At 44.5% G+C, this 23,511-nt stretch carries 29 protein-coding genes and 1 pseudogene; 12 read left to right on the top strand and 18 right to left on the bottom strand.

The annotated features are described in order from the left end of the window. Positions 1–79: 79 nt before the first annotated feature. Positions 80–343, bottom strand: coding sequence for a DUF1493 family protein (locus ACI2JR_RS10155; RefSeq protein ID WP_462478470.1), 264 nt, complete (start codon positions 341–343; stop codon positions 80–82). Further along, positions 337–561: pseudogene (locus tag ACI2JR_RS10150) on the bottom strand (STM2901 family protein); the annotation flags it as partial. The pseudogene ACI2JR_RS10150 and the gene ACI2JR_RS10155, both read right to left, overlap by 7 nt. Positions 562–944: 383 nt before the next feature. Here ACI2JR_RS10150 and ACI2JR_RS10145 point away from each other — a divergent pair. Then, positions 945–1,754: a DUF4225 domain-containing protein gene (locus ACI2JR_RS10145; protein ID WP_462478469.1), complete on the top strand. Its 810-nt coding sequence runs from the start codon at positions 945–947 to the stop codon at positions 1,752–1,754. Here ACI2JR_RS10145 and ACI2JR_RS10140 read toward each other — a convergent pair. Beyond that, entirely contained in the window at positions 1,751–2,065 is a 315-nt protein-coding gene (locus ACI2JR_RS10140) for a hypothetical protein (RefSeq protein ID WP_132728262.1), read from the bottom strand. The genes ACI2JR_RS10145 and ACI2JR_RS10140 overlap by 4 nt on opposite strands. An 836-nt stretch (positions 2,066–2,901) precedes the next feature. On the opposite strand from ACI2JR_RS10140, the gene ACI2JR_RS10135 reads away from it, so the two are divergent. From ACI2JR_RS10135 to ACI2JR_RS10120, 4 genes are all read left to right on the top strand, one after another. Next, entirely contained in the window at positions 2,902–4,104 is a 1,203-nt protein-coding gene (locus tag ACI2JR_RS10135; RefSeq protein ID WP_462478468.1) for a tyrosine-type recombinase/integrase, read from the top strand. Positions 4,105–4,249: 145 nt separating this feature from the next. Continuing rightward, positions 4,250–5,284 (top strand): Atg14 domain-containing protein, encoded by a 1,035-nt coding sequence (locus ACI2JR_RS10130; protein ID WP_032414561.1) that lies wholly within the window; start codon positions 4,250–4,252, stop codon positions 5,282–5,284. A gap of 370 nt (positions 5,285–5,654) precedes the next feature. After that, complete coding sequence (locus ACI2JR_RS10125; RefSeq protein ID WP_462478467.1) at positions 5,655–6,278, top strand: recombinase family protein; 624 nt, start codon at positions 5,655–5,657, stop codon at positions 6,276–6,278. Positions 6,279–6,618: 340 nt separating this feature from the next. Further along, the gene (locus tag ACI2JR_RS10120; protein WP_080923728.1) at positions 6,619–6,981 is read left to right on the top strand and encodes a protease inhibitor I42 family protein; all 363 of its coding nucleotides are present in this window, start codon (positions 6,619–6,621) and stop codon (positions 6,979–6,981) included. Between the two features lie 46 nt (positions 6,982–7,027). Here ACI2JR_RS10120 and ACI2JR_RS10115 read toward each other — a convergent pair whose 3' ends face one another. After that, entirely contained in the window at positions 7,028–7,321 is a 294-nt protein-coding gene (locus ACI2JR_RS10115; RefSeq protein WP_462478466.1) for a hypothetical protein, read from the bottom strand. A gap of 1,372 nt (positions 7,322–8,693) precedes the next feature. On the opposite strand from ACI2JR_RS10115, the gene ACI2JR_RS10110 reads away from it, so the two are divergent. The 5 genes from ACI2JR_RS10110 to ACI2JR_RS10090 all read left to right on the top strand — a co-directional run bounded on the left by ACI2JR_RS10110 (position 8,694) and on the right by ACI2JR_RS10090 (position 11,819). After that, positions 8,694–9,215, top strand: coding sequence for a hypothetical protein (locus ACI2JR_RS10110; protein ID WP_462478465.1), 522 nt, complete (start codon positions 8,694–8,696; stop codon positions 9,213–9,215). A gap of 150 nt (positions 9,216–9,365) precedes the next feature. Beyond that, the gene (locus ACI2JR_RS10105) at positions 9,366–9,542 is read left to right on the top strand and encodes a hypothetical protein (protein ID WP_462478464.1); all 177 of its coding nucleotides are present in this window, start codon (positions 9,366–9,368) and stop codon (positions 9,540–9,542) included. Next, the gene (locus ACI2JR_RS10100; protein ID WP_462478463.1) at positions 9,543–9,719 is read left to right on the top strand and encodes a hypothetical protein; all 177 of its coding nucleotides are present in this window, start codon (positions 9,543–9,545) and stop codon (positions 9,717–9,719) included. Further along, a complete protein-coding gene (locus ACI2JR_RS10095; RefSeq protein ID WP_012542743.1) occupies positions 9,716–9,919 on the top strand; it encodes a hypothetical protein in 204 nt (67 codons plus the stop codon). The genes ACI2JR_RS10100 and ACI2JR_RS10095 overlap by 4 nt, the downstream gene beginning before the upstream one ends. A gap of 616 nt (positions 9,920–10,535) precedes the next feature. Then, positions 10,536–11,819 carry a DUF6538 domain-containing protein gene (locus ACI2JR_RS10090; RefSeq protein WP_462478462.1) on the top strand — a complete coding sequence of 428 codons (1,284 nt, stop codon included), beginning with the start codon at positions 10,536–10,538 and terminating at the stop codon, positions 11,817–11,819. 51 nt (positions 11,820–11,870) lie between these two features. On the opposite strand, the gene ACI2JR_RS10085 is transcribed toward ACI2JR_RS10090, so the two are convergent. From ACI2JR_RS10085 to ACI2JR_RS10035, 11 genes are all read right to left on the bottom strand, one after another. Further along, entirely contained in the window at positions 11,871–13,739 is a 1,869-nt protein-coding gene (locus ACI2JR_RS10085) for a hypothetical protein (RefSeq protein WP_462478461.1), read from the bottom strand. Next, positions 13,732–13,932, bottom strand: a complete 201-nt coding sequence (locus ACI2JR_RS10080) for a hypothetical protein (protein WP_462478460.1) — start codon at positions 13,930–13,932, stop codon at positions 13,732–13,734. The genes ACI2JR_RS10085 and ACI2JR_RS10080 overlap by 8 nt, the downstream gene beginning before the upstream one ends. 131 nt (positions 13,933–14,063) lie before the next feature. Then, positions 14,064–15,098, bottom strand: a complete 1,035-nt coding sequence (locus ACI2JR_RS10075; protein WP_462478459.1) for a major capsid protein — start codon at positions 15,096–15,098, stop codon at positions 14,064–14,066. A 21-nt stretch (positions 15,099–15,119) separates the two neighbouring features. Next, entirely contained in the window at positions 15,120–15,488 is a 369-nt protein-coding gene (locus ACI2JR_RS10070; protein WP_462478458.1) for a hypothetical protein, read from the bottom strand. After that, a complete protein-coding gene (locus ACI2JR_RS10065) occupies positions 15,485–15,706 on the bottom strand; it encodes a hypothetical protein (RefSeq protein ID WP_462478457.1) in 222 nt (73 codons plus the stop codon). The genes ACI2JR_RS10070 and ACI2JR_RS10065 overlap by 4 nt, the downstream gene beginning before the upstream one ends. A 707-nt stretch (positions 15,707–16,413) precedes the next feature. Beyond that, a complete protein-coding gene (locus tag ACI2JR_RS10060; protein WP_462478456.1) occupies positions 16,414–16,710 on the bottom strand; it encodes a hypothetical protein in 297 nt (98 codons plus the stop codon). Beyond that, positions 16,707–16,928 (bottom strand): hypothetical protein, encoded by a 222-nt coding sequence (locus ACI2JR_RS10055; protein WP_462478455.1) that lies wholly within the window; start codon positions 16,926–16,928, stop codon positions 16,707–16,709. Before ACI2JR_RS10055 ends, ACI2JR_RS10060 begins: the two co-directional genes overlap by 4 nt. Next, positions 16,928–17,302: a hypothetical protein gene (locus ACI2JR_RS10050; RefSeq protein ID WP_462478454.1), complete on the bottom strand. Its 375-nt coding sequence runs from the start codon at positions 17,300–17,302 to the stop codon at positions 16,928–16,930. The genes ACI2JR_RS10055 and ACI2JR_RS10050 overlap by 1 nt, the downstream gene beginning before the upstream one ends. A 9-nt stretch (positions 17,303–17,311) precedes the next feature. Next, a complete protein-coding gene (locus ACI2JR_RS10045) occupies positions 17,312–17,593 on the bottom strand; it encodes a hypothetical protein (RefSeq protein WP_462478453.1) in 282 nt (93 codons plus the stop codon). Between the two features lie 15 nt (positions 17,594–17,608). Next, positions 17,609–18,439 (bottom strand): DUF6945 domain-containing protein, encoded by an 831-nt coding sequence (locus tag ACI2JR_RS10040; RefSeq protein ID WP_462478452.1) that lies wholly within the window; start codon positions 18,437–18,439, stop codon positions 17,609–17,611. A gap of 102 nt (positions 18,440–18,541) precedes the next feature. Then, positions 18,542–18,709, bottom strand: coding sequence for a hypothetical protein (locus ACI2JR_RS10035; RefSeq protein ID WP_462478451.1), 168 nt, complete (start codon positions 18,707–18,709; stop codon positions 18,542–18,544). A 2,055-nt stretch (positions 18,710–20,764) separates the two neighbouring features. Here ACI2JR_RS10035 and ACI2JR_RS10030 point away from each other — a divergent pair. Beyond that, complete coding sequence (locus ACI2JR_RS10030) at positions 20,765–21,325, top strand: tyrosine-type recombinase/integrase (protein ID WP_462478450.1); 561 nt, start codon at positions 20,765–20,767, stop codon at positions 21,323–21,325. A gap of 10 nt (positions 21,326–21,335) precedes the next feature. Beyond that, the gene (locus ACI2JR_RS10025; RefSeq protein ID WP_462478449.1) at positions 21,336–21,524 is read left to right on the top strand and encodes a hypothetical protein; all 189 of its coding nucleotides are present in this window, start codon (positions 21,336–21,338) and stop codon (positions 21,522–21,524) included. 52 nt (positions 21,525–21,576) lie between these two features. Here ACI2JR_RS10025 and ACI2JR_RS10020 read toward each other — a convergent pair whose 3' ends face one another. The 3 genes from ACI2JR_RS10020 to ACI2JR_RS10010 all read right to left on the bottom strand — a co-directional run bounded on the left by ACI2JR_RS10020 (position 21,577) and on the right by ACI2JR_RS10010 (position 23,226). After that, positions 21,577–22,590: a Shedu immune nuclease family protein gene (locus ACI2JR_RS10020; protein WP_462478448.1), complete on the bottom strand. Its 1,014-nt coding sequence runs from the start codon at positions 22,588–22,590 to the stop codon at positions 21,577–21,579. A 3-nt stretch (positions 22,591–22,593) separates the two neighbouring features. After that, positions 22,594–22,926 carry a hypothetical protein gene (locus ACI2JR_RS10015; RefSeq protein ID WP_064549253.1) on the bottom strand — a complete coding sequence of 111 codons (333 nt, stop codon included), beginning with the start codon at positions 22,924–22,926 and terminating at the stop codon, positions 22,594–22,596. A 141-nt stretch (positions 22,927–23,067) separates the two neighbouring features. Continuing rightward, positions 23,068–23,226: a hypothetical protein gene (locus tag ACI2JR_RS10010; protein WP_167351071.1), complete on the bottom strand. Its 159-nt coding sequence runs from the start codon at positions 23,224–23,226 to the stop codon at positions 23,068–23,070. Between the last annotated feature and the right edge of the window lie 285 nt (positions 23,227–23,511).

The following is a 23,511-nucleotide window of genomic DNA, read 5'->3' as shown; positions in this document are numbered from 1 at the left end:
GGGTTATCGCTGAAGCTAATCCTGAGTAAAACGGTGGATCAATATTAGACCGTCGGTGGAGATGTAAGTGGATCACTTTTTAACCGTCGTTGACATTTTTGAACGGGTTCCATGAAAATTTTACTTCGGGATAGTAGGTTTCAAGATGGAAATCCGACATATCAACGTTGAACTCTTTTGAGAAGTCTTCCACCAACTCTTCAACATCATCCTGATCAAGCTGCACATCGAAATGAATACTCGATTCTGGCGTGTAGGTGTCGAATTTCTTTTTTCTGAACAGGTAAGTACCACCACGGATAGAGAACATCTCGCTCACTCGTTTTTCGATATCGTCTACCATAACTTATCATCACCCCGTGCAATGGTGTTGTATTCAGCGATCGAGTTGTAGATGATCTGTGACACGTCAGCCACAAGAATCACCTCACCTATCAGGGGGATAGTTCGCCCTACCCATGTTCCAATCTTCCTCACCATCCTACGCTTTACAGTCTATGGGGCATAACCGCCAATCCACGTTGGCATCTTTAACCCAAACGGGAACATTCTGTTTCTGAATGGAGCAGGATTTCGGGTCAGGGTCAGCTGTATGTAACATGCTCTTACCGTCTGTGTTAGGGGTTATGAAGTGGCTTTTAAGATAATTGATTGCTCATATGGTTACAATCAGCCCTTAGTTGGCAGGGTGTCTCAAAAGGAAGTCCTTTCGAGACTATCAAGAATCGGTCTGATATTTTATATTTGCTGCAATTTTGGGCGATAGTGATATTTATCTGCTCAGTAGTGAGAACGTAGAGCCAGGGGTATTTTCAGCATGAGGATGTAAACTGGGAGGATAAAGAGATGGGACCCCCACGGGGGCGGGTTGTGAAAGTATTTCCTGTTGTCTTCGACCTTATTGCACGTAAAATGACCAGACCCATTTTGGGAAGGAGTCTTTAATGGATATCGCGCTGCTCAACAGGGGCTGGAACAGAACATGGTCAGATACCATGGTGAATCTTGAAGCCCGGAAACTCGTCGAAACAGCAAATCGGCTGTCAGCATTCTATTTGCAAGATGGTCTTACACGTATCAAGTTTGTCGAAGAGATAAAGCAGGTCGTAGAAAAGGAGTTCGCGGCAGCACGACGAGCCAAAACAGACGAAGAATGCATTACATGCATCAAAAATCTGCGTGCCGAAACGGATAATCTGCAAGAACAAGATCGCCTGTTAAGGACCAGAGCCGCACAACTTTATGCAAAGATAGAATTTGTTCGAGAAAATAATAAAATCGTTGGTTATGTTATATCCGCTGTAAATGTGGTGCTATCAGGCGTGGTTCTCTTTGGTGGCTTTATGATGTTATCCACTATGGGGCCGATTGGTATGCTGGCTGGGGCAGTCCTGATTGCCGATGGAATGAACGGATTAACGAAAGAAGTGCTCAACTTTGATCAGCCAGCAGGACATAAACCCTCGCAAGGTATAATTGCTGACTCCGCGATGCATACTGCCCAGTTCATGGGATTTAATCCTAACATGGGCTTGGCTCTCTATAATGGTATTACTCTTGGTGCCAGTGTATACAGCATTGTAGGACTCGCTCGAAAGACTGGAGCCTGGAGGTTATTCCGCTGGCTTCCACACGATTACTATCGCAAAGTCAGCACAATGAGCACTCCTAAACTAACAATGAAGATTGTCGGTTATGGTGTTAAAGCAAAAGTGATTTTCGACCTACTGACAACAGAAAATGGAACCAGTTAATCCTTGATAGTTTTTCGGTAACGCCAGGATTTATAGGAAATTACCGGCGGCTGTGCGAAGGACATAATGGCAACCCCAAAGATCATCGCCAGCCCCCATGCAACTGCTCTATCAGGTGAGCTGAAGACGATAAGTAGCAATAGGATAAAGGTGCATACAGCCACCACTCCCGCCAAGGTAACAAATCGCCTGGCGAGGTCATTTATGGCCTCTCCAAGCGTTCCTCCATATTTTTCAATATTGCTTTTTATCTTCTGCAATTCGGGCTGCGTAAACCCTGAACGTAACAAAGCCTCATCAGTCACTTTCATACCGTCTTGTTCCTTATCTCCCAGAAGTTTTTTCTCAATCGCTGATTGTGCAAGCAATCATACTGATGAACTTTACAGCAATCCAGCCGAAACTTTTCGGCAGACTCCATCTCCCCTTTCTTATATTCTGGGTGGTGCCAAGACATTGCGACGATATAAGATTAACGATCGCATGATGTTTCTGCTATTTATCAGATTTCAGACAATAGCAGCCATAAAGCCCCGTTAGTGGTAAGGAGACAAGCGGAGCGTAGCGACTTCATCAGATTGTCAGAAGGATCGCACCTTATCAGGGGGCTCGTGTACCTTTCGGAGCGTGAGCGAAACGCTGGCAGAGCCGGATCTGTAGCTACCGGGGCATTACCACTATTCACCTGTTTACGTGGCTGATAGGGCCACACATCGGGCTTAAATGTGTGTGATCAATCTGCTTCGGGATGGTTTAGAGACGCTGGCTGCGTCATTGGCTTCGAGTTAATAGCGGTTCGTGTGGACTGTTCACGCTTTGTATCTGTTCGAGCTTTACAACTACAGGCCGCTACGTGCTAACATCCCTGAATAGCCACTGTTAACCATAGCGGCAACTGTTGGTCATAGAATCCCTTAAAAAAAGATCGTAGCTTGAGATCGAAGCTCTCTGTAACTGATTGTTTTTTATGGGATTTTTTGTGTGAGTGCGATAATAGGAGTCGAACCTACGACCTTCGCAGACTCTAATGAATTATCTACAAATCCTAGCTAACTGATTGATTAAACTTAGTTAATTAGACTTTTCACCAGCAACAAAAGGTATATATCAACCCTGAAACTGCCCCGACAAAATATCAGGGGTTTACATGACTTACAAGCGTGACAGATATCTGATTCTCGACCATTGCGGGGTTTACATGGTGCGAATCGTTATACCGTCCTACATGAAGCCTTACTTCAACGGTAAGCGCTACTACATGAAATCCACAGCCACCAAAGATATCAGGCAAGCAAGGCTTTTCAGGGATGCTATAGCGGTAGAGTTCATCAAGCTAAGGGAACAGCTTAAGCCAAAACAAAACGGCTCAAAGGTTGAGCAGATAATCAATGAACTACGTGGTATCAGCAACTTTGCAAAGGAATCACCAGTGAATTACGGGGCTAATATCGAGCGCTGTCCTACACTAATACAAATACGTGACCTTTATCTGCTGCAATATAGCGATAAACGCAAACTAACAACGCTATCAAAGATAACTAAAGCCGTTGAGTTAATTCTTTCTCACATTAAACAGCGTGATTCACAGCTTCAGGATATTAACAGAACGGTAGTAACCGGATGGCTTGACCAATTGAAAAAAGAGAAAGCAACTCAAACGCTACAAAACTATATAAGCGCACTGGCTCAACTATTCGATTTTGCAAAGAATCGTTATCACGATGCACCTAAAGATAATCCCTTCAGAGGGCACAGGTTAGAGGCCAAAAGTTCACATGATAGTTATGAACCTTTCCTTATTTCTGAGTTAAGCAAAGTCTTTAGGTTACTCAATGAGGAGATGAAACAGGTTACTTTAATTGGCCTTTATTCAGGGATGAGATTGAATGAAATTTGTAGCCTTACCACTGATGATGTTGTGACAGAGGAAAACGTAAGGTGCTTACACATCTCAAAAGGCAAAACAAAGAATGCTGCCCGATTGGTTCCCATTCATCCTTCAATTAACGGACTTATTGACACGCTGATTCAAAACCATACGGATAAGTTTCTTTTCAGACATGCAGCGTTAACAGACAGGGCTGATGGTAAGCGCTCTACATGGCATACACAGCAATTCACCAGAGCAAAGAGAAAGGCTTTAGGCGAGAAGGAAACAGAGAGGAGGGTCTTTCACTCATTGCGTGGTATGTTCATCACTGAACTTGACCGTCTCAAAGTGCCTGAAGACCGGATAGCGCTTCTTGTAGGTCACGAGAGGGGGAGCACAGAGTCTTTCAAGACTTACAGTCAAGGGGCTTCACTCAAAGAGCTTGCTCAGTACGTGGAAAAGGTCAATTTTGACCTGTAACTTGACCTTCAGCCGTCTATCCTTGTATTGGCGGCTTGATGTCCCAGCCTCAAACGTTCACAGTCAATTTGACGAAAGAATTTTACGTTGCTTTTGCAGTGGAATATCATTTACCAAACATATAATCATATATGGAGACTGAACAATGGATGATGGTTTGAAGGAGTCGGTAACTCTGGCTCTCAAAGAGAGGCTGTCCAACCCGTTATGGGGTTATATATTACTATCATGGATAGGGTTCAACTGGCAGAACATCGCAAAGTTGTTTATGAGCAAGAAAACAGTAGAAGAGCGAATAACCGACATTATATCTCAGGATTGGTTTTATGTTCATTTTCTTGTTGCACCTTTAATACTAGGCGTTTTCCTGGCTATTATATCACCCTATTTGAAACAATGGCTTTCCGCAGCCCATAAACGCGCAGATAAAAAACAACGAGAAGACCTGAAACAAAAAATCATAGATAAATATGATGATGATATTGCTATAGCCGAAAAGAAAGTTGAGGCAAATAAAGCCCAAGAGCTTGCTGAGGAAAAGGAGCATACAAAGGTCATTCAGGAGCAAGAAAAACAGAAAAGAGAAGTTCTCGACACCAAAACAATTGAAGAAAACCTCAAGCAATTGGAAAAGAGAAAATACGAAATTGAATCCGCAATAAAAAAATTAGAAGAGCAAGGGGAAAATAGAAGGCATGAGATTGAATCCTCGATAAAAAATCTAGAAGAGCAGCGAGAGAGTGTACAGAAAGAGACTGACTTCTGGAGGAATAGAGTATTTGAGGTCATAAAATTAGTTAATGGCTTCAATAATGTTTCAGACAGCCGCTCACTGAACAGTATCAAAGATGAGCTTTCCAGCCTATTCAGTGATGAAGAGTTAGAGATTGCTGGCTATGTCGTAGAGTATCAGGAAGAGCGAAATAAAATCCTCATGGAAACCATATCAAATGCCTTATCCCTTGTTAAGGACATCCGTGAGTCGTACAACCAAGAACTTGATTATGGCGTTACCACGAATATCAGCAGACACAAAGAAATGGATTTGCTTATCAATGAGCTTTCATCGACACTGAAAATTATCAACAAAAATGTTTATATGAATAACTCAAAGAAAAACAAGAATATAATTAACAATATCAAAAACAGGGCTGTAATTTCAGGGACAACAGCCGGATGATTAAGGTTGCCGTCAGACTAGACGGCCTTTCTTTTTTATTTCCAAGCATTGCATAGTTATGCATTTAAATCCCGAAATTACTGGCCAATATGAGTGGTTATTCATTTTTTTAACAGTGATTAACAGATTTCTTACACCCCATGGTTTCTTCTTCGATGGCTTGCCAACCCTGACCTCAGGCCATTTTTCTGTTCTTTGGTGATTACAGTGAACTTACTGGTAATTTACACACTGTTTCCAGTCTGGTTTAGGTATACCTTAACAAGCACCGATTTAATGAACTGGTGAACCCCAAAAATGATTTATTGAACCACACAAAACAGACTGATATAATTGAACCATCTTAAACAGACTGCCACGGTTCACTATCATGACTTCACGTGTCTACGCTTATCTCAGAGCTTCCACCACTCAGCAAGACGCAACACGCGCCAAAGGTCAGTTGGATGAGTTCGCTAAAGCCAACGGTATGACTATTTCAAGCTACTTCACCGAGAATGAATCTGGTGCATCTCTAAAGCGTCCTGAGTTGTTCAGATTGCTGGATATTGCGCAGAAGGGAGATGTTCTCTTAGTGGAGCAGGTAGACCGCCTGTCACGTTTGAGCGGTGAAGACTGGAACAAGTTACGGTCACTGATTAATGAGAAAGGTGTGAGAGTGGTTGCCTTAGACTTGCCAACAAGCCACCAGCTTATTCAGTCAGGGGATGAGTTCACCAGCAGGATGCTTGAGGCGTTAAACGGGATGATGCTGGACATGCTGGCTGCAATCGCCCGTAAAGACTATACAGACCGCAAGAGAAGACAGGCTCAGGGCATTGTAAAGGCCAAATCAGACGGAAAATACAAAGGCCGTCCAGAGGATACACAGCGCAATGAGAGAATAGCCAAGCTGTTACAGGCTGGTATGTCCTACACTGACGTAATGGAAACAGTGGCTTGTTCGCGGGCAACTGTGGCAAAGGTCAGTAAGAGCCTCAAAGAATTAGCTTAATTTAACTGGTGAAGACTCACGCCCTGCTTTGTGCGGGGCTTTTTGATTGATTTAGTTGCAGATATGTTCATTTTTTGTGGCTGAAACGCTACCTTGTCAGGTTCGCCTACTAAACACGTATTCATCTGCTCATCAAATCTTCCAGACCTTCACAGATATGTTCCATCATGTATGAATATTGGACTATCAAACGACCTTACCCAATTTGGGGAAAAATAAGATTAATGCCATTCGAGATGTATTCATAGTCTGTCATGATTCATTCATGCAGATGGAAAAACCAGATATTGCTTCATCACTGGATTTTCGGTCGATTGATATGTGAAAAGGAAGAATAAACATGAATAAAGTTAAAGCTGTTGTTTTCGGAGTTATCATGTCTGCTGCTATAACTGCCAATGCTGCAAATGAAACCACCACTGTAACAGGTGAAGTCGGGAAAGATGTCAAACTATCCCTTGAGTCCAATCCGACTACGGGTTACGGCTGGATGATTAAAGACCTTCCTGATGGATTAATTTTCGTTTCTGGGGGATATGAGCAGTCAAAAGACTGTCCGAAAGGTGCTGTAGGGTGCGGTGGTGAAGAAGTGCTTCACTTCATTGGTGAAAAGAAAGGGGAAAGCACACTAAAACTCATTTACGGTCAGTCATTTAACAAATCAAGCTGGCAGGAAAAAGAAGTTAAAGTTGTGATTAAGTAATCTTGCCCTCCCTCTTTGTTTTCGCAGGGAGGGATGTATCATCTACTCACAGCCTAATACCTTTGAAAAATACCGCTGCAATTGTATAGGCAGAGCTAAAAGGTTTGATTTCTGGATCCGGCTTACGCTTACCGTTATCCCTGTACCATTGTTTCTGGCATTCAACACAAGCCATGCAGCTTGAATAATGTTCACTAGCACCATGTCTCTTGCACATGTGAACAAAGAAACGCTGACCGCGTGCCCTGGCAATCTTTGCCGCAGCAGTTTTTCGGATGGTGAAGTCTTCGTTTCCGGTAAGAAACATAAATCGGTTTGATGTCTGTACAGTAGGTATCATTCTTCCAGTCTCCGGTGTGGAAAATCATTCAGCCCACCAGCGATTAACGCTTGATGGGAAGGAACCCTTTTCACCGTGATGGATTGTCTATGGCTTAACAGATGGGAAGGTCTGAAAAGTTGCAATTCACAATATTGCTGTAGGGTGAGGTGACTCAACAATTTGGGGTTGTTTAGTATTCACTCTTATTGTGAATGTCTGCCATTTGATAAATCTCTTTAGATATGTCTGGACTAGTTGAACTCTCAAGCTATCCCGACTCAACGGGGGCTTAAGCAACGACACCAGATATTCCCACGACTCAAAGGTAACTCATCTCTAACAGGTTGATTATTATATCAAAAGTAATGGTTTGATGCAATTGCAACCTGAGCTATTTTAGCGCTTTCTGAGGGATTGTTAGGGGGCTTGAGGGGAGAATGTATGGTTGATATTAGGAACGCTTCAGAATGGCATACAGGGGTTCTGATAGGCTATCTGAATGGATTACAAGGCGAAAGCAAGAAGCATGACAACGCGAAGCCATGCGAATGTTGAAAGGATAATTCCTTGATTGGTGATTCCACATCTTAACAGTAATCTTTAAAGGTATTGATTAAGTATCTTTGAAGAGATAATAAGATTTTAATGGCTTTTGGCGTAAGCCATTTTCTTATTGTAGTATTCAATTAGTGATAATCAGAAAACTTTAAAGATAATCTGTAAAGGTCTTAATGCATTATATCAATCGTAAAAAATCCGTCAATAGCAAAAAGTGCTAAATATGTATTTCTGCAATCCCATCCCTCCCGCCAATAATAACCATTCATCAATTGCTTTAATAACAAAATACCACTGGACAAAAACACAGTTTCGTATGATAATAATACAGTAATGCTCATTTATCAAAATCGGTCAACAGGGTCTTAGATAGATGAGAATAGCTGGAAGGTCACTTTCTTAGGTTTTATCATGGGGGGTGGCCTTTCCTGTTTCAGGGGTATTAACATGAATGAAAAAAAGAAAGAAATACTTTACTGTCGTAGCTGAAAAGGCACATCGGTTCTACATGCAATATAAGGTTCTTTCCGAATTAACAGGAATTACATCCCCCACCGATTACACCCCACCTCGTATGATGACTAAAACCAGACGGTACGAAATCATTAAAGCTATCTGTCAGAAACTGAAACCCCTTGACAGAATTTAACAATATGTTAACATTTTTGTATTGGATTGATTTCCTGACAAATTAATGGCTTTCCTGTTGCATCCCTTCCTCGGGGACAGGTCAGCCAACCCCCTTACACATTCCAGATGACACTACACGGGTTACGTAAAAGACGGCCTGTGTGGTGTATTTTTGTATCTGAATTTCACGAGAGCGTTAATAATGAATAGTCCTACACAGAAACGAATTGAAATCGAATCACATTTCATCCCCAAAATTAAAACTGCACTGGAAAATATCGAAGATGCAAAGGATATTTACAACGCAGACAGCCTGAATAAAGATACTCTTATTGCTATCAAGACTAAGCAACTAATGTCTCAGCCAGTCGAAGATTACGGGTTCCGAATCCGACAGGTTACACACCCAGCGATGGTACAGACTGTTATCCAAAACATGATGAATGAGAATTACGTTGTGTATGAGATGGGCGCTGGATTTATCAAGTTTGTACCATTACAGCAGTCACCAAAACATAACCCGCTTGCTGAGATTGAAAAGGCATGTAAGAAAGCCGCTGAGAAATTTGTTGATGCAGGAATCACTGAGAAAGCGAATAAGGTAAATAAGGCTATCCATGCTCACAACGTATTGGTGAAACAGGCTGAAGAAGCGTTATCGGGAATTAAACCGCTTGAATCCTATCTGTCTGTGATTGTCGCCGATGAGGTGGGTAATGACTAACAAAGTCACTGAGGCCGCCTACAAGGCTCAGATTGCTGCTTTACAGGCTCAGTTAATCAACGTCATACAGTGACTGCCATCGACGCTGTACAGCCCTTCTGTGAAGCTATAGGTATCAATCCCGCTGATTACGTTAAGGCCACCAGCGCTATGAGTAACCAGCATAAAGCGTTCTGTGACGGGATTCTGAAAGCGGCTTCTTCAAAGGTCACCCGCTTGCAGCGTGATGCAACTGTACGAATCCTCGAAGCACAGACAAAACGAAACAAAGCCATAACAGCAGCCTCAGAAGCGGCTGAAGTTGCTCAGTCGATGGGAGGGCTGTAAATGAATCATCTCTTCAATGAACATGGTCAGAAAGTAATTTTAAATCTTTTGATGACGCTGCATCCATCACTTATCACAAAGCTGGAAAAGCTTTCTGAACAGATTGGTCAAGGTGTGGTATCAGAAGACCAGCGTTTAACACTGGCAATCGGTGAGATGCTCAGGAGGTTTGAATGACGCTTTATCCGTGTAATCCTCTGAAGTCTCAAGGGGATGCAATTCCGTTAACTCAAAATCTCGCCCTGAATATTCCTGTCCCAATGCTACAGAAGCTGGACAGAGTAGGTTATGAACTTGCGGGACGTTACAAATTGGGCGGATTATCAGAGCAGCGCGTGAGATTGCTGGCATTGGCTCACCTGATTGAATCGGCATGAGTGATTTCAAGACAATAGCAGCCATTTAGCGCCGTGATGGGACACCATAACAAGCGCCTTATGCGCATCTTTCAGTTAACCGTTCTCTTATCGAGTACCGTTCGTTTATGGCACGGTGAACACCACGAGAGAGCCAGCCCCTTTCCCGGACTGGTTAGGATTCCCATCATTTGCTCGTTTATCCGTGGCGTGTCATCACGACAGGCTGTTACGGGACACCGCGCTAAGTGTGGAACGGTTAAAAGTGTTGGGATTGATTAGAGACGCTGGCAACGTCATAGGCTTCGAGTTGAGCTTGTACCTGTTCGAGCTGTACAACTACAGGCCGTTACAGTTAACATTCCCAATTGCCATATCAACCATAACGGCAGTTATGAGGGATGATTTACCGATTCTTATAGATGAATAAAAGGCAAATTTTTAAGTCTAACTTATTGATTTATAAGGATTTTTACTAGATGGTGCCGATAATAGGAGTCGAACACTCAATAAATTTCGTGTCTGGTCATCACCTGCCGACCTTCGCAACCGAATGATTTTTGAGCTATTTCACACTTTCTTAAAGGCCATTCATTCTTAGCAGAATAAACGCCCCGACACTTTAGACGGGGAAATCATGAAAGTAAACAAAGATGATAGGTATCTAACGGTAGACAGTTACGGCGTGTATTACTGCCGGATAGTGCTCCCGGCGTATTTGCATGACGCTTTCGGAGGAAAGAAAACTCTTGTCCGTAGCCTCAAGACAAGCGATCTCCGTGTGGCACGACGCAAGCGGGATGCAATTGTTGTTGAATATGAGCGGGTGAGAGAGTTAGCCGCACCGCCAAAGCCGGACAGCATCCAGGACACGATCCGCTATCTCCAGAGCGTGGCGAAGTATGCCAGAGCGTCACCAGTGGCACAAAGTGGAGGAACAAGAGACAGGCAGGAACCTACCACAGAACCCAATAGTAACAAGGCTAACAAGCTCGCTCCCTCCTGCCCTTCCCTGGTCAAGATGCTGGATGTATATCTGTTGCAGAATGCAGACGTTAAGAAGATTGGCACACTGTCAAAGGATAAACGAGCCGTTACGGTGTTTCTCGATTATCTAAAGCGTTCTGACATTGCGTTAAACGACATAACCAGGACAACCATCACCGGATGGATCGACGCTATGAAAGAGAATGGTAGAGCCGTTCAAACACAGGCTAATTTCCTCTCTTCAATGGCGTGTATCCTCGATCTTGCCGCTACCCGTTACCACGACGCGCCGCCGCTTGAGAAAAACCCGTTCCGAGGTCATAAGCTCCACACAGCAAAGAGCCGCACCAGTTACGAGGCATTCACCGATGACGAAGTGATCGCCCTGCTTAGAGGCTTACAAGAAGCCGGAGAGGTGGAGTTATTCGACGTTGCCACTATTGCCGCCTATAGCGGGATGAGGATCGGGGAAATCTGCAACTTGCAGCCGGATCACATCGTCAATATTAACGGGGCGATGTGCTTCCAAGTGCTGGAAAGTAAGACGGTGAACGGTCTTAGGATTGTTCCTATTGCCTCTAAAATTCTGCCGATGGTGTTAGAGCGTCGTGATACTCCGCACAGCGGCTTTTTGTTCTACCGTGCCAGCATCACCAAACGGGCAGACCAGAAGCGATCAGGATGGCATGTAAACCGCTTTGGAGTGTTGAAGCGTGACATTCTGCCAGACAGTGAAAACAAGGTGTTCCACAGTTTCAGACATGCCGTGATCACGAAGCTGGACTCTCACCAGGTGCCGGAGAATCGTCTTGCGCTTTTAGTTGGTCATGCCAGAGGAGAAACGGAGTCTTTCAAGACATATTCCAAGAGCGTAGCGGGGCAGATTGTCCAGGAGTTACAAGGCTACATCGAAATGATTCACTACGTGAAATGAGCATGAAAAAAGGAGGAGGAACGTTAAGTTCCCCCTCCCTTTGTTTTGGCATTAGCCGCCCGTCGAAGATTGACCGGATGACATTTGCAGCGTTAGCGATTGTTCGAAACTGGCTTGTGATGCGCGAGCCTGGAAATCGATATAATCAGAAAGTCTGCTCGTATCGCTGGCGATGCTGATCGGGACAGATGCCTCAAGGTTTAAGTTAAACACTGGTGCAAGGCTGTACGCTGGCGCATTGCCGCTGGTTAGTGACATAGCAGAATCACGCAGAGAGTTACCAGATAGGCTGTATTGATTAGCCGCTGTTCCAGCATTACCACCGCCAACGCCCAACCAATCCATGATCGCAGGGCCAAAGTCGCGAGTGTCCACGCCCGTCTTAGATTTAATCCAATCAGCCGTGGCATTAGCAGATCCACCCACAGCACCATCGTAGAGAGCCTGGGCCGCTGGCTTATCGCTCTCAGTGAACCATTGAGGGAAACGAGCACGAAGCCCAGCATTCAGATCGGAGATTACGCCGGAAATCTCACCAACGAAGCCCGTCACCTGTTTAGCTAAATCGCCTAATCCCTCTCCGAGCATTCCAGCAGATTCGGTGATCACTTTGGTGTTCTTCACGAGGTCGTCGCCACCATCAGCGAAGCCTTTCATAAAGCCCGTGAACAGACTGTTATCAACGCCATTCATCAGATTACCCATTGCCACAGAAAGGTCGCCATAAGCGGATACCTGGCGAATCTGTTCGTCGTTCAGCGTCTGACCAGAGTCAACCAGCTTTTTCAGAGTCGAAATAAACTGCTCGCCGTTATTCTTGAACAGGTCGAGGTAGTGCGCCCCATCATCGAAAATATTCTCCAGCAGGTGAGCAATCTCCCCGTCTGAATATCCGCGTCTTTGCCCTTCGTTAACAGTTGACTGTAGAAAATCGAGTGGGTTGTCTTCATATTTGGCAATAGCACCTTTGCCCCAACCAAACTTGTTTAAAATTTCCTCGATGTTCGTATTCCCGCCTTTCCATTGCCCACTCTTCTGATCGAATTTGCTGTTCATCAGGGTTTCACTGATTTTCTCGCGGGTATCTTTCCCGAAGCCATCCGTGATCTTGTCAACGCTGGCACTGTCCACGCCGTGTTGTTGGCCCCAAGCTACAATCGCTTTCACCGCATTTGGATTCAGTTTGGTACGCTCGGACATACGCACAAGCTCCAGATTCTCATTCCCTTTGTCACGGATACGAGACAGGACACCAGCGCCGCCAGCAAGGGCAGCAGTAGCCCCGATCAGAGGAGCACCACCGCCGATCACGTTCAGCCCCTTCTCTTTGATACCAGCCGCCGCGCCTCTGTAGTCCGTGCGTTTGGCGTGTTTGAGTGCTGCCGCTTGTGCTTGAGTGGATGCGGTGATTTTGGCCTGTAAAGCCGCTTCCCTACGCAAGTCCGTTATGCGCTGCCGTATAGTAAAGTTCATTCGTTGACTCGAAATTAGCCCCATTTTAAAGGCTTCTGTTTCTTGTTGAATGATTTTAAGAGCCGCATACTGTTTAGCGGGATCAATTCCGTACTTACTCGCGATCCCGCGAAGCTGTAAACCAGCCGATTTAAATTTGATTTCTGCCATTTCATTACGTTTGGCAATTTTCGCCGCTTCCCTGGCTTGCGCTTTCCCTGCCTTTTCTGCCTGGCGTTGCTGCTTCAAGTCATTGGACGATTTAGGAGAGGCAGCTTTAGCATCAGCCACTTTTTCACGTGCTGATTGTCGGCGTTGTTTCTGAGCCTGGAAACGAATTTTCGGATTCTCCAGTTTTTTAAAATGGCGTTGCAGGTCATCGGCGGCTTTCTTCGCATCAGCAATACTGCTTTTATCTACGGTGAAAGTTACGGTGTTAACGATCTTACTGGTATTAATCTCAAGCATCACCACCGCCTTTCTGATCCAAGAAGTGATGAATTGCTTGTTCAACGGTTTCACCACGGAAAATACGCGCTCTAACGCCCGTATAAGAAATCTCTAATAGCTCGCAAAGCTGGCTAACTTTGAGCAGCCCCTCTGCATCGTCTGCTTTCAGTCGGACGTGCAAGCCACGACTTGATTTTAAAATCATCTCCATTTGGTTTTTCCTCTTGTTTTATGGAAACAAAAAAGGGATGCCACCAGAGCCACAATTGCGCTGTGGGTTAGTAAGCATCCCTCATTAAAACGCCTGATTATTTCCAGCGGGTCAGGCTCCCGCTTTGCTCATTATTCTGAGGCTTTGATGTGAACAGAGAAGCCCAACCCGTTATTCACAGGCAACGACGAATGTTCGTTGATCACGTTCACCACGTCGCCACGTTCGCTTTCATAGCTCCAGCTATAGGTTTCTGCTGGGGTAGCGTCCAGAAGTTCAAAGTTGCTCGATGGAGCGCCGTAGATGTTCTGGTAAACGTTCGAGCCAGCCGCAAATTGCGGGATAGCGATAGCATCAGCATCACCCATCTGTGCAAGTAACAGTGGGTCAGTCACTTTGATCACATCGACGTTTGAGCCTGGAATACTGAAAGTGCTCACGCCTGGCAGAAGGTCACGACGCTGATAAACAACGTTGCTTTCATCCAGTGGAGACACGTAGCGGAAAGCCGCTTCCATTGCAGGACTGAAACGCAGATCGCTATAGAATGAGCCTTTAGCGAAAACGATGATTCGTTCCACTTGTGCCGCCATACCCTGAGCCGCTTCGGTGATCTGGCTCACCATATCGTCAATAGCGCGTAGGGTGCTGCTGTCAGTAGCAGTAAGATCAAGCGTGGCTGTCATTGGCGCTACGCCGAACAGGTCGCCAAAGTCGATCAGCACATCATCAGTTTTCGGAGTGTTCACCGTGCCGGAGAACAGAGAACGTGCAAGATAGCTCTCACGAGTACGCATAAACGCTACGCTGTGCTTGTGCGTGTAATCAGTGAATAAATCGGTGAGGGTTTCTTGTGTGTCAGTGCCAGGTTTGCGCTTGCCCTGAATGTCTGCCGGAGTGATCTGGTCTTCACGTAGGAAATACGGAAGCTCGATCAGATATTCTTTCCCGTTCTGCCGCGCTGTCACGTTATGCTCGCTTGAGAAACGCGCCGTAGGTTCGTTGTAAAGGGAGCGGTTATCTTCAACAAGACGGCTCACCGCCACTTTATGAGAAGAAACGCCCACACCATCGAATAGCCCCAGCGAGGCCAGCAGATAGTTACGTGTTGGGTTCAGATTGAACAGTGGAGAAAGATCCACGTAGTTTTGACCTAAAATAGCCATGTTATTATTTTCCTTCCTTGATTAACTGGTGAAGAATTCGCGCATCTGGAAGCCTTGAGCAGCCAGAGCAGCTACAGCGGCAGCATGTGCGCCATCAGCAGCGGTGAGGTTGTCCGATTTGATGCAGACAAGAGAGCCACGCGCCGGAGAGCGTAGGACGTTTACAGCTTTATTCGATCCGGCAGTGACAAATTCACTCATCACCACAAAGGCATCCGCGCCGGAGGTGTATAAAGCCCCAGAAGCGTTCACTACATCGCCGCATTCAACATCAGCAGGAAGAGAGGCAAAAATCTTGCTTTCCACAGAGGCGAAAGTGTCTGTGGCATAACTGACAATATCAGTTGGTGATAGGCGCTGTGGGAACAGCGTATCAAGATCAATAATCATTGTTTGGTTGAGTCCTTTACTATATTGGCGATCCGTTCCTGAATACTTAATTTATTAGGAGTAGTGTTCTCCGAAGGGAAATACTGTTCTACAGCTTTTTCAATTTCTTCTACGGTGCATCCTGCCATGTCAGCCACTTTAGCTATTAATTCAGGGTTACACAGAATCACTTCATCTTTGTATTTTAGGATTCGATCGCGATTGTTTAATAGAAACATTATTCGTTTCCTTCGCGTTGTGTCTGCCGTTAATAACGAAAGTGTTACATGCAGACTATAAAAAAGGGGCGATCAAGCCCCTGGAGGAATACCTTGTTAGAGAGGCATTGTTTAACATTTTCAGGAGGGAAGATGTTAAAGAATACCTTCTTGAATAAAATGAAGGGCGCAACTGTTACGAATAACAGAGGTAGGATCGCCCGTCATTGCTCCTCATTTAAAAGCGTGTTGCAGCGCCCTGGAATAAATGAGGCTTTCATTATCTATCGCTGACACTTCGGGAGTGTTATTAATAGAAGATTGCCAGCCTGAACGTAAATACCACTGACGGCGTTTATTCAGTCTGACCGCTTATAATCCCTAACGGAGGTTATAAGGCTTAGAGCACGGAATATGCTCTCTGAAAGAGAATGTGCGCGGTGATTGTTCGTTACCACCCGACACAAGTGGGAACGCCCGCGCCACCCTTTGGAACTAAACACAACAAAGGAAAACAACCAGCTTTCAGAGAGAATATTCAGAGGGAGAGAGCGCCGCCTATGGGAAACGGCATTCTCAGGGAGAGCACACACTATGGGATAGTGTTTGCAAGTCGTATTGACGTACAAGGGAGATAAACGTGATTCGATACGTTTATTCAGGTCCTATTACCAATATAACATAAAAGTGACAATATTGCAAGCGTTTTATTCATTTTAATTGCATATTTATTCACTGTAACTTTGTAACAGATTGCTCAGTTCGTCCTTACACGCTGCCAGGGACAGCGCCAACTGTGTTACATCATCTATTAGCTCCTGATCCTCCCGTAGGCTCTCTGTACCCTCCACAGAGAGGATAATCCCCTCCAGCGCCACTGCTGACATATGACACAGCCTTACAGCGTCAGAGAGGCTCTCAGGCTTGCTCTCAGGGCTTGCCTTGTATACGGCGTTCACTGCTGCAAGCAGCGGCATATGTAGCTGTTGATGGAATTCGTCCAGAGCATCATCAATGTCAATCATTGGGTCATTCGTTCCTTATTGGCTTTAATTGTGGTAGCCACTGCCAGAAATGGCGTTGCGAGGGTCAATATCTTGTCTTCCAGTTCATCAAGCGCCGCTAATTTTTCTTCATCGGTTAGATAAGCGTCATTGGTGATGAGGTTTATCTCTTCGTAATACCATTGGCAGCACTTAACGTGTTGCGCGAATCTTTTAGTTTGTGTTGTCTGTGTATGCATTATTCTTTGTAACTGTCTCCGATGTTAAATAGTTCATCAAAATCCCTGGCTCCCGCCACGGTGTTGTTCATTGCGTTATATGTGAGATAATGGCGTAAAGAGGTGAAGCCTAACATCTGCCATTTTTTTAGCTGGCTATCGTCCCAGGTGTAAACTTTGCGTTTACGGGGTTTGTAATAAACACCCGGACACGAAGAAAGAATGTCATTCATCGCCGCCCACGTTTCACCGTCTGGCGGGGGTGAATCCACTAATTCAACGTGTTCTATCAAAGTGCCGGGGATTTCTTCGAGGGAAGTGATTAATAATCGCTGTTGCTGTTTTTGTGCTGCTTTGCCGATTCGTAGAATGTTATTCCGTTCTTTCTTACTCATTGCACCTCGTTAATTATTCGAGGTGATGAATGAAACGTTGTGAGACACATCAAAATCGTAATATCCACCACGACGCGTTAGCGTAATCACCTTTGCATCTTTCATCAGGGATAACCAATAACGGATTCCGCTTTCAGAATATCCAAGGGCAGACGCCAGGGTTTTGACGCTGGAACGGAATGTTCCGTTCTCACGGTGAAGGCTGGCGAGGTGGTTATAGATGCGGTAACAAACGTCATTAACTTGAAATTGATGCTTGGTAGCCTCATTGAGGCAGTAAAGATTGTTCAATTATTCTCCTGTTGCTTAGAGTTTCCCGGTTCGCTCATACAACATTCTTTTCATCTCAAGATGTTCTATGGCTGCCGGATTGGTTAGCTTGCCCTGACTCTCGAACATCGCCAGATAAGGCAAATCAAAATTATTGAAGCCAGTAAACTGATCGCCATCATTGCACCGTTTCAGATGCAGCCAATCCTTTGATTCGTCACGAGGATTTTTAAACTCGAATGGGGAAATGGCTTGCGGTGAGGCTGGTGTTTTCTTTGGCGCTGGTTTCTTCGTGGGCTTTGGCTTTGGCTTCACTTTTTCCGGCGTTGGCGCTTCTTCTTCCGGTGCTTCGTCAAGGTCGCACATCGGATCGGCTTTCGCCTCTTCGCGTTGTATCTCTGGCGCTACGTCTTCTTTGGCGTTGCTGAACACTGGATGTTTAAGACAATCCACCCAGACAGGCTTTTTTGTCGTCCCGGTGTTACGTTCGAGAAGGAATAATTCTGGGGAGAGATCGATAACAGTCCATTCGTAAGTTTTTCCTAATTTCTTTTTGGTGAGCAGTCCGGCTGCTTCCATTCTGCCAATTGCACTGCTCACTGTACCAACGTCAGAAACACCGATTGCCTCAGCGATGCTTTCAATGGTGTCGTAGTGCTTACCAGTTGTATAATACTTATTGCCTGTTGATTGGTCGGTGAATAAATGGAACCTCTTCCGCAGGATCATATATGCTAATTTGGCGTTACCGATTAGCTTTACTGACACGCCTGTTTTGAGATTTGTAATTCGGGTTGCTGATAATAATGCTTCTTCGATTGAGGCGTATTTGTATACTTTCCCGTCGATAAAGTTATTCTTTGCCATTGTTGTTTGCTCCTGTGTATGCTCAGTAAATTACGAATGCTCTTCATTTGGTTTTCTCCGCTTCTCATTCGTGGGATGAGTGTTAATGCTGGTACGTGGTTATTACGCGCCAGCTTTCGAGTATTTGATCGCCAGACTTTGGCATTCTTCAAGAAGGAGTGCGCTTACGCTCATTTTTCGGCGCTTCGCTTCTTTGAATAAAATCTGAAATGTCGCATCCGGGATCATTAACGATGTGGACGGCGGTAATTTGGTTCTCTTCTCGATCATACTGATTTCCTCCTTCAAATTTATTATTCAGCGGTAGAAGTGCGGATTTCATCCCAGCGCTTCAATACTTCTGTGAGAAAGGCTTCCCTTTCATGGTATCCGCGAGCGCGGCAAGCGTTGCGTAATGCTCGGATATGGTATCGGGTGGTTGAACCGTCCCGTAATTGTTGAAGGGTGTCTTCAACGTCGAAATATCTCAGTGTGGCCTCCTATGGTTGGCGTATATAAAAAAACACCTCGCAAACCTTATGGTTTCGAAGTGCGTTGATTGGATTGTGTGGATAAAGTTTTATGCTACATGGGTACTATAACATTTTTCTTACCTACCTGTCAACCCCTCAACGGTGATTTTGTTAAAAATTTTTGATCTTTTTCAAGGCGTTATATTTTTGCTTTGCGATTAGTGCTCTTTATAGCAAAAACAAATGCTATCTGTCAAGCGATATCTGTGGTATGATCCAAACCCGAGCAGCTCACCGATGGGCAACCAGCCAAAACCTTCTGTAACGCTTTGTACGGCGTTCTAACACATTCAGGCTACGATTGCATTACCTCCCCTCTTAAAACCGCTTACAGCGCGTCTTAGGCGCTCTATTCGCATCACTGCCGCCTTCTGGCACTTATTCCCAACCCCAAGAGCCTTAGCACGAGAATAACGGTAGTTATTGAGGGTTAATTGGTGATTGGTTAGGTTGGCTGGTGAACTGGAACCGTAGCACGGTGAACAGGGAACCTTAGCCGCTCTACCTTCGAGAATGAGCACAACTACGGACGGTAGGACGTAGGAGGGGTGAATTGTCGTTAGGTAGGGTTAGCATGTGTCAATTATCGTTAGATGGTTGGTACATGGTTACATCACGCCCACGGCGAAATGATAATGTGCCTGACTCACGTCAAGGCCAAAGCCTGGCACAATCCCAACTTGTAAAGAGATTACGCTTTGCTGCGTCGTGAGCGGAACGGGGCTAACCCCGAAGCCCGACAGGGTAGCGAAGGAGGTTACTTGCCAGGAGTGACGGCGATAGACGCCAGGCAAAAGATCTTGCGACAAGCGCAAAAACACAGATCTTTTAGAAATCTCTTTCTTTAGAATCGATTTCTAAAATCTCTTTCTATTGGACGGGTTTTTCCCTGGTATCATTGCCGAATACTCGGTTTTTTCCCGTGTATCCATTCTGAACAGTCGGGTTTTTCCCGTGTATCCTTCATCCTGCTAATTTCGATAGACGGGTTTTTCCCGTGCATTACGAGAGTACCAAAACGTTACTTTCAGCCCTTCACCCAACGATAGCTCGTCGCCCTGCTCACTTCGAATCATCCATACAACAACACCTAAGATTAATCCGAGGTTAACCTGGGGTTATCCTTACCAAATAGGCATCTAATCTGCTGGTAATTGGCAGGTAAAGATTGCCGTTGTTACAGGAGTAAAGTTGCCATAGTAACAATTGAAACTATTGATCAGTTTGCCTAAAAGCCTTACGCCGTGCGGCTCCAGCGATCATTGTCCACTATGAGCACTTTCATGACAGGTGCAATTTGCTTAAAGACTTTTTGTGTTTTATCAAATTTATTTTAATCGCGATTTTCCATGCCAAAACCGCCAATTAATTATCATTCTAATCATTTCAACACGTAATCAGTTTCAAGTGAATAAACTCTGCATAATCCGTGCATACTGGCAGGTTAGCGCCGCTCTCGCCTAACAACCCCACATTTACCAACCTAAAATCAATGAGATAGACAACAACCACACACAACCATCTGTAGTGTGATGTTCCAGTTTTGCCGCTCCTCTACGTGCCGATCTGATGATTTGGCAACGTGCAAACACATGTTTAAAAATGCCAAATAATTGATTTTATTGAAGATATTTTGTAATTATGCAAATTTCGATCTGGGTGTGCCTGATCTTTGCGTTCAGCACTGGACACAATCGCGCCATCCACCACACACAACACAGATCATTTATTGATCATTTTTCTTGCAAGATGATGAAATTGATCATATTGTTTACTTCATAGATTTAGATGTGTGACCTTATAGGAGGGTAAATTGAACAGAGCAGTAGTGTTAGACGAACAGCAAGCCAAAGCGATCAGGGAGTGGCTCAACGCACATAACAAGAGCCTGATAGCTGACGTTACGTTAATGATGCAAGCCGCCGTACTGCGTGTGGGTGATGCCGTCGCGTTACGCTTCGACGAGGTGATCAACGGTGAGATAGACATTGAAGAGCAGAAGACAGGGAAGCGTAAAGCCCTCACCCTTCCGGCTCCAGTGGTGCAGATGATCGCACGTCGCCGTGCTGAGTTTCCGCATGATTTGCATGTGTTCAGGAGCCAGCGTAACCGCTCGATGAACAAGCAAGCACCTGTACGACGCGAGGAAGTGAGTAAGCAGATCGCAGAAGCCGCTAAAGCTATCGGCATTCATGGCACTGTATCGGCGCACAGCTTCCGCAAAGCTGGCGGCAATGCCATCTACAAGCGTTCAGCAAACAACATCGCGTTAGCTATGACCGTGCTCAATCACAGCAACATCACTGACACCAGGCGCTATCTGGACTTAGACAAGCAAGCCGTTAGCCGGGTGATCAATGAGATGGACTTATAAGGGGGTACACATGAAAAACAGCTTACTGGTGCTGGCATTATTTCCAGCCCTCGGCCACGCAGGAATCACATTAACTTTAACGGACGAACAGGAGACAGATAACGCGAAGATCTGCGTATATAGCAACGCAAATTATACAGAGACAGTGACGATCAGACCGTCGCAGCAGTGCCGCTACACGATGACATTTGAGGAATAAAAAAATGAAATGGGCGAAAGTTGGACTTACACAACGAACGCCAATATCATACTCATGGTAAATTTAAAGAATTCGCCAATTTATCCTCTATAATTTCAGCACTTCTCACAATATATCTTGAACGTTCTAAAAGCTCATCATAAAAGAGGATGTCAATATTTTTCAAATTTCTTCTATAAAGTTCAAGTGTCTTTCTCTTAATGAGTTTTTCTTTATCCGAACCATCAATTGATGATAATGACCCAATAATCAATATACATTCGGTATCGAAAGACTCCTCATGAATCAAATTACCATCCGCAGTATAGTTCTTCGTCTGACTCTCTATTTCCCAGTTTGCTTTCTGAGCCAAAATTTGGCTTACTGCATCGGTTAGTTCACTCGAAAGGAACCATGTGTCAGAGCGACCTTGCCTTTTTGTGAATAGCTTTGTTGTTGGTGTCTTCAGTTCAACTATTTTTGTATATCGAGAATCTGACATTAAAAAATCAGCAATAACATCATTACCACCATTCAAGTCAGTTTTTGATATATGGGCTTCTCTTTGTAAAATCTTAAGAAATTTATACTTTAAGCCATACCCGAATATCCATTCATTACGTTCAAAAAAACGCTGCCAATCAGGTTCTGTATGATTTTCTGGATGCTCAAGCATATCCTCATACTCGGAAAGTGATTCTTTTCTCCCAAGTATTGTATTAATATCATTATTTGTCAGTTTGTTGCTAACAAGATGCTGCAATGCCATAACCAGAGAGTGATTATCAGCATGTTCAAGTATATTGATTATCTCATTGTAATTATCTTTGACTTCAACGAATCTTCCAGTTGATACAGATGAGTTATCAGCAATTACGCTATAGCTGGACAAATATTTGTGCAACTGTTGCAGGTTCTGAATATTAAGTTTACATGTAAAACGAGGCGCTCCAGTATTTGAGCAATGAGCGAAAAAACATGCTGATATATCTTCTATGTTTTTCTCTTGCGTATCAAGACCTGATATATTTAATACCAGGTCATTAACGCCATCACTTCCGATCACATGTGAATGGCTAAGACTCATATTTTACACCTTAGCTATGACATTTTGGTATCCGTCATACTCAGGATTATATTTTTCATTAATTGGAAACTCTGGTTCATTCTCAAGAATCACAACATTAGATAAAGTTTCTATATCAAATGTTCTAAACTCAGGGAAATTAGGCGCGGTATCAGTTACACCAGCAGTTTGCACTATATGCAACTTTGTAGTTTCAACACCATCACTTTTACGGCGCATTATAAAAATAGCATGGACGTTTCCGATTCTTTCACCAGCTACCTTTCCAGGCTTGTTATATTGGAATGAAATAGGTTTTCGTCTTTGGACTGACTCTCTTAACAATTGCAGACTCATATCAACTTCCTTTTAGGTCGTTTAGTTAGCGGCAATACATCAATCTTCATCGACAAAATTAATAACATCCGTACAAATGTGTCAAGGTGTTTCTTGCCATTTTTTGAACAATTGCAAGATCTTAGCGCCGTACAGAAAAGATCAAAACATCGCATTAGCAGCTCTGGCTAATTTGATCTCTGCCTCTTCTTCCTGCTTTCGAGCTAACCAGGCTTTACCCTCTGGAGTTGCCAGAAATTTACGGGCATGAATCTTACGGTTGTTGCGCTTTGTCGCGGCGCTTTTGGTCGCGTTTGCCATATTCTCACCTCAATTTGCAAATTTTCTATACGGATCAAGATACTGGAGGCTATCCAAAGTTGAGGAACAATGACAAATACAAAACCTTTGGGTAATACTTCACCTTTACGTGCCGTGATGGGCACATAAGAAAACGGGGAGCGTAGCGACTTCGTTAGAAGATCCGGCAATGTATCAATTACGTGATTTATCAGGTGATCGTTGTGTTCCGGTGATCGCTACCGTGGCAGAGCCGGATTCTTTCCCGATCCGGTTAGTGTCCCATCATTTACGCCTGTTTATCCA

The sequence above is a fragment of the Klebsiella sp. NPDC088457 genome (assembly GCF_044900465.1).
Taxonomy (GTDB): domain Bacteria; phylum Pseudomonadota; class Gammaproteobacteria; order Enterobacterales; family Enterobacteriaceae; genus Klebsiella.
This window is presented reverse-complemented; position numbering and strand designations above follow the sequence as displayed.

Excerpts from the sequence above, each read along its gene's own strand:
- ACI2JR_RS10070 (WP_462478458.1), bottom strand. The coding sequence starts at position 15,488 with ATGATTATTGATCTTGATACGCTGTTCCCACAGCGCCTATCACCAACT.
- ACI2JR_RS10115 (WP_462478466.1), bottom strand. The coding sequence starts at position 7,321 with ATGATACCTACTGTACAGACATCAAACCGATTTATGTTTCTTACCGGA.
- ACI2JR_RS10110 (WP_462478465.1), top strand. The coding sequence starts at position 8,694 with ATGAATAGTCCTACACAGAAACGAATTGAAATCGAATCACATTTCATC.
- ACI2JR_RS10100 (WP_462478463.1), top strand. The coding sequence starts at position 9,543 with ATGAATCATCTCTTCAATGAACATGGTCAGAAAGTAATTTTAAATCTT.
- ACI2JR_RS10080 (WP_462478460.1), bottom strand. The coding sequence starts at position 13,932 with ATGGAGATGATTTTAAAATCAAGTCGTGGCTTGCACGTCCGACTGAAA.
- ACI2JR_RS10130 (WP_032414561.1), top strand. The coding sequence starts at position 4,250 with ATGGATGATGGTTTGAAGGAGTCGGTAACTCTGGCTCTCAAAGAGAGG.
- ACI2JR_RS10015 (WP_064549253.1), bottom strand. The coding sequence starts at position 22,926 with ATGAGTCTGCAATTGTTAAGAGAGTCAGTCCAAAGACGAAAACCTATT.
- ACI2JR_RS10065 (WP_462478457.1), bottom strand. The coding sequence starts at position 15,706 with ATGTTTCTATTAAACAATCGCGATCGAATCCTAAAATACAAAGATGAA.
- ACI2JR_RS10050 (WP_462478454.1), bottom strand. The coding sequence starts at position 17,302 with ATGAGTAAGAAAGAACGGAATAACATTCTACGAATCGGCAAAGCAGCA.
- ACI2JR_RS10090 (WP_462478462.1), top strand. The coding sequence starts at position 10,536 with ATGAAAGTAAACAAAGATGATAGGTATCTAACGGTAGACAGTTACGGC.
- ACI2JR_RS10140 (WP_132728262.1), bottom strand. The coding sequence starts at position 2,065 with ATGAAAGTGACTGATGAGGCTTTGTTACGTTCAGGGTTTACGCAGCCC.
- ACI2JR_RS10135 (WP_462478468.1), top strand. The coding sequence starts at position 2,902 with ATGACTTACAAGCGTGACAGATATCTGATTCTCGACCATTGCGGGGTT.
- ACI2JR_RS10145 (WP_462478469.1), top strand. The coding sequence starts at position 945 with ATGGATATCGCGCTGCTCAACAGGGGCTGGAACAGAACATGGTCAGAT.
- ACI2JR_RS10025 (WP_462478449.1), top strand. The coding sequence starts at position 21,336 with ATGAAAAACAGCTTACTGGTGCTGGCATTATTTCCAGCCCTCGGCCAC.
- ACI2JR_RS10020 (WP_462478448.1), bottom strand. The coding sequence starts at position 22,590 with ATGAGTCTTAGCCATTCACATGTGATCGGAAGTGATGGCGTTAATGAC.
- ACI2JR_RS10120 (WP_080923728.1), top strand. The coding sequence starts at position 6,619 with ATGAATAAAGTTAAAGCTGTTGTTTTCGGAGTTATCATGTCTGCTGCT.
- ACI2JR_RS10095 (WP_012542743.1), top strand. The coding sequence starts at position 9,716 with ATGACGCTTTATCCGTGTAATCCTCTGAAGTCTCAAGGGGATGCAATT.
- ACI2JR_RS10155 (WP_462478470.1), bottom strand. The coding sequence starts at position 343 with ATGGTAGACGATATCGAAAAACGAGTGAGCGAGATGTTCTCTATCCGT.
- ACI2JR_RS10085 (WP_462478461.1), bottom strand. The coding sequence starts at position 13,739 with ATGCTTGAGATTAATACCAGTAAGATCGTTAACACCGTAACTTTCACC.
- ACI2JR_RS10105 (WP_462478464.1), top strand. The coding sequence starts at position 9,366 with ATGAGTAACCAGCATAAAGCGTTCTGTGACGGGATTCTGAAAGCGGCT.
- ACI2JR_RS10035 (WP_462478451.1), bottom strand. The coding sequence starts at position 18,709 with ATGATCGAGAAGAGAACCAAATTACCGCCGTCCACATCGTTAATGATC.
- ACI2JR_RS10055 (WP_462478455.1), bottom strand. The coding sequence starts at position 16,928 with ATGCATACACAGACAACACAAACTAAAAGATTCGCGCAACACGTTAAG.
- ACI2JR_RS10075 (WP_462478459.1), bottom strand. The coding sequence starts at position 15,098 with ATGGCTATTTTAGGTCAAAACTACGTGGATCTTTCTCCACTGTTCAAT.
- ACI2JR_RS10010 (WP_167351071.1), bottom strand. The coding sequence starts at position 23,226 with ATGGCAAACGCGACCAAAAGCGCCGCGACAAAGCGCAACAACCGTAAG.
- ACI2JR_RS10060 (WP_462478456.1), bottom strand. The coding sequence starts at position 16,710 with ATGATTGACATTGATGATGCTCTGGACGAATTCCATCAACAGCTACAT.
- ACI2JR_RS10040 (WP_462478452.1), bottom strand. The coding sequence starts at position 18,439 with ATGGCAAAGAATAACTTTATCGACGGGAAAGTATACAAATACGCCTCA.
- ACI2JR_RS10125 (WP_462478467.1), top strand. The coding sequence starts at position 5,655 with ATGACTTCACGTGTCTACGCTTATCTCAGAGCTTCCACCACTCAGCAA.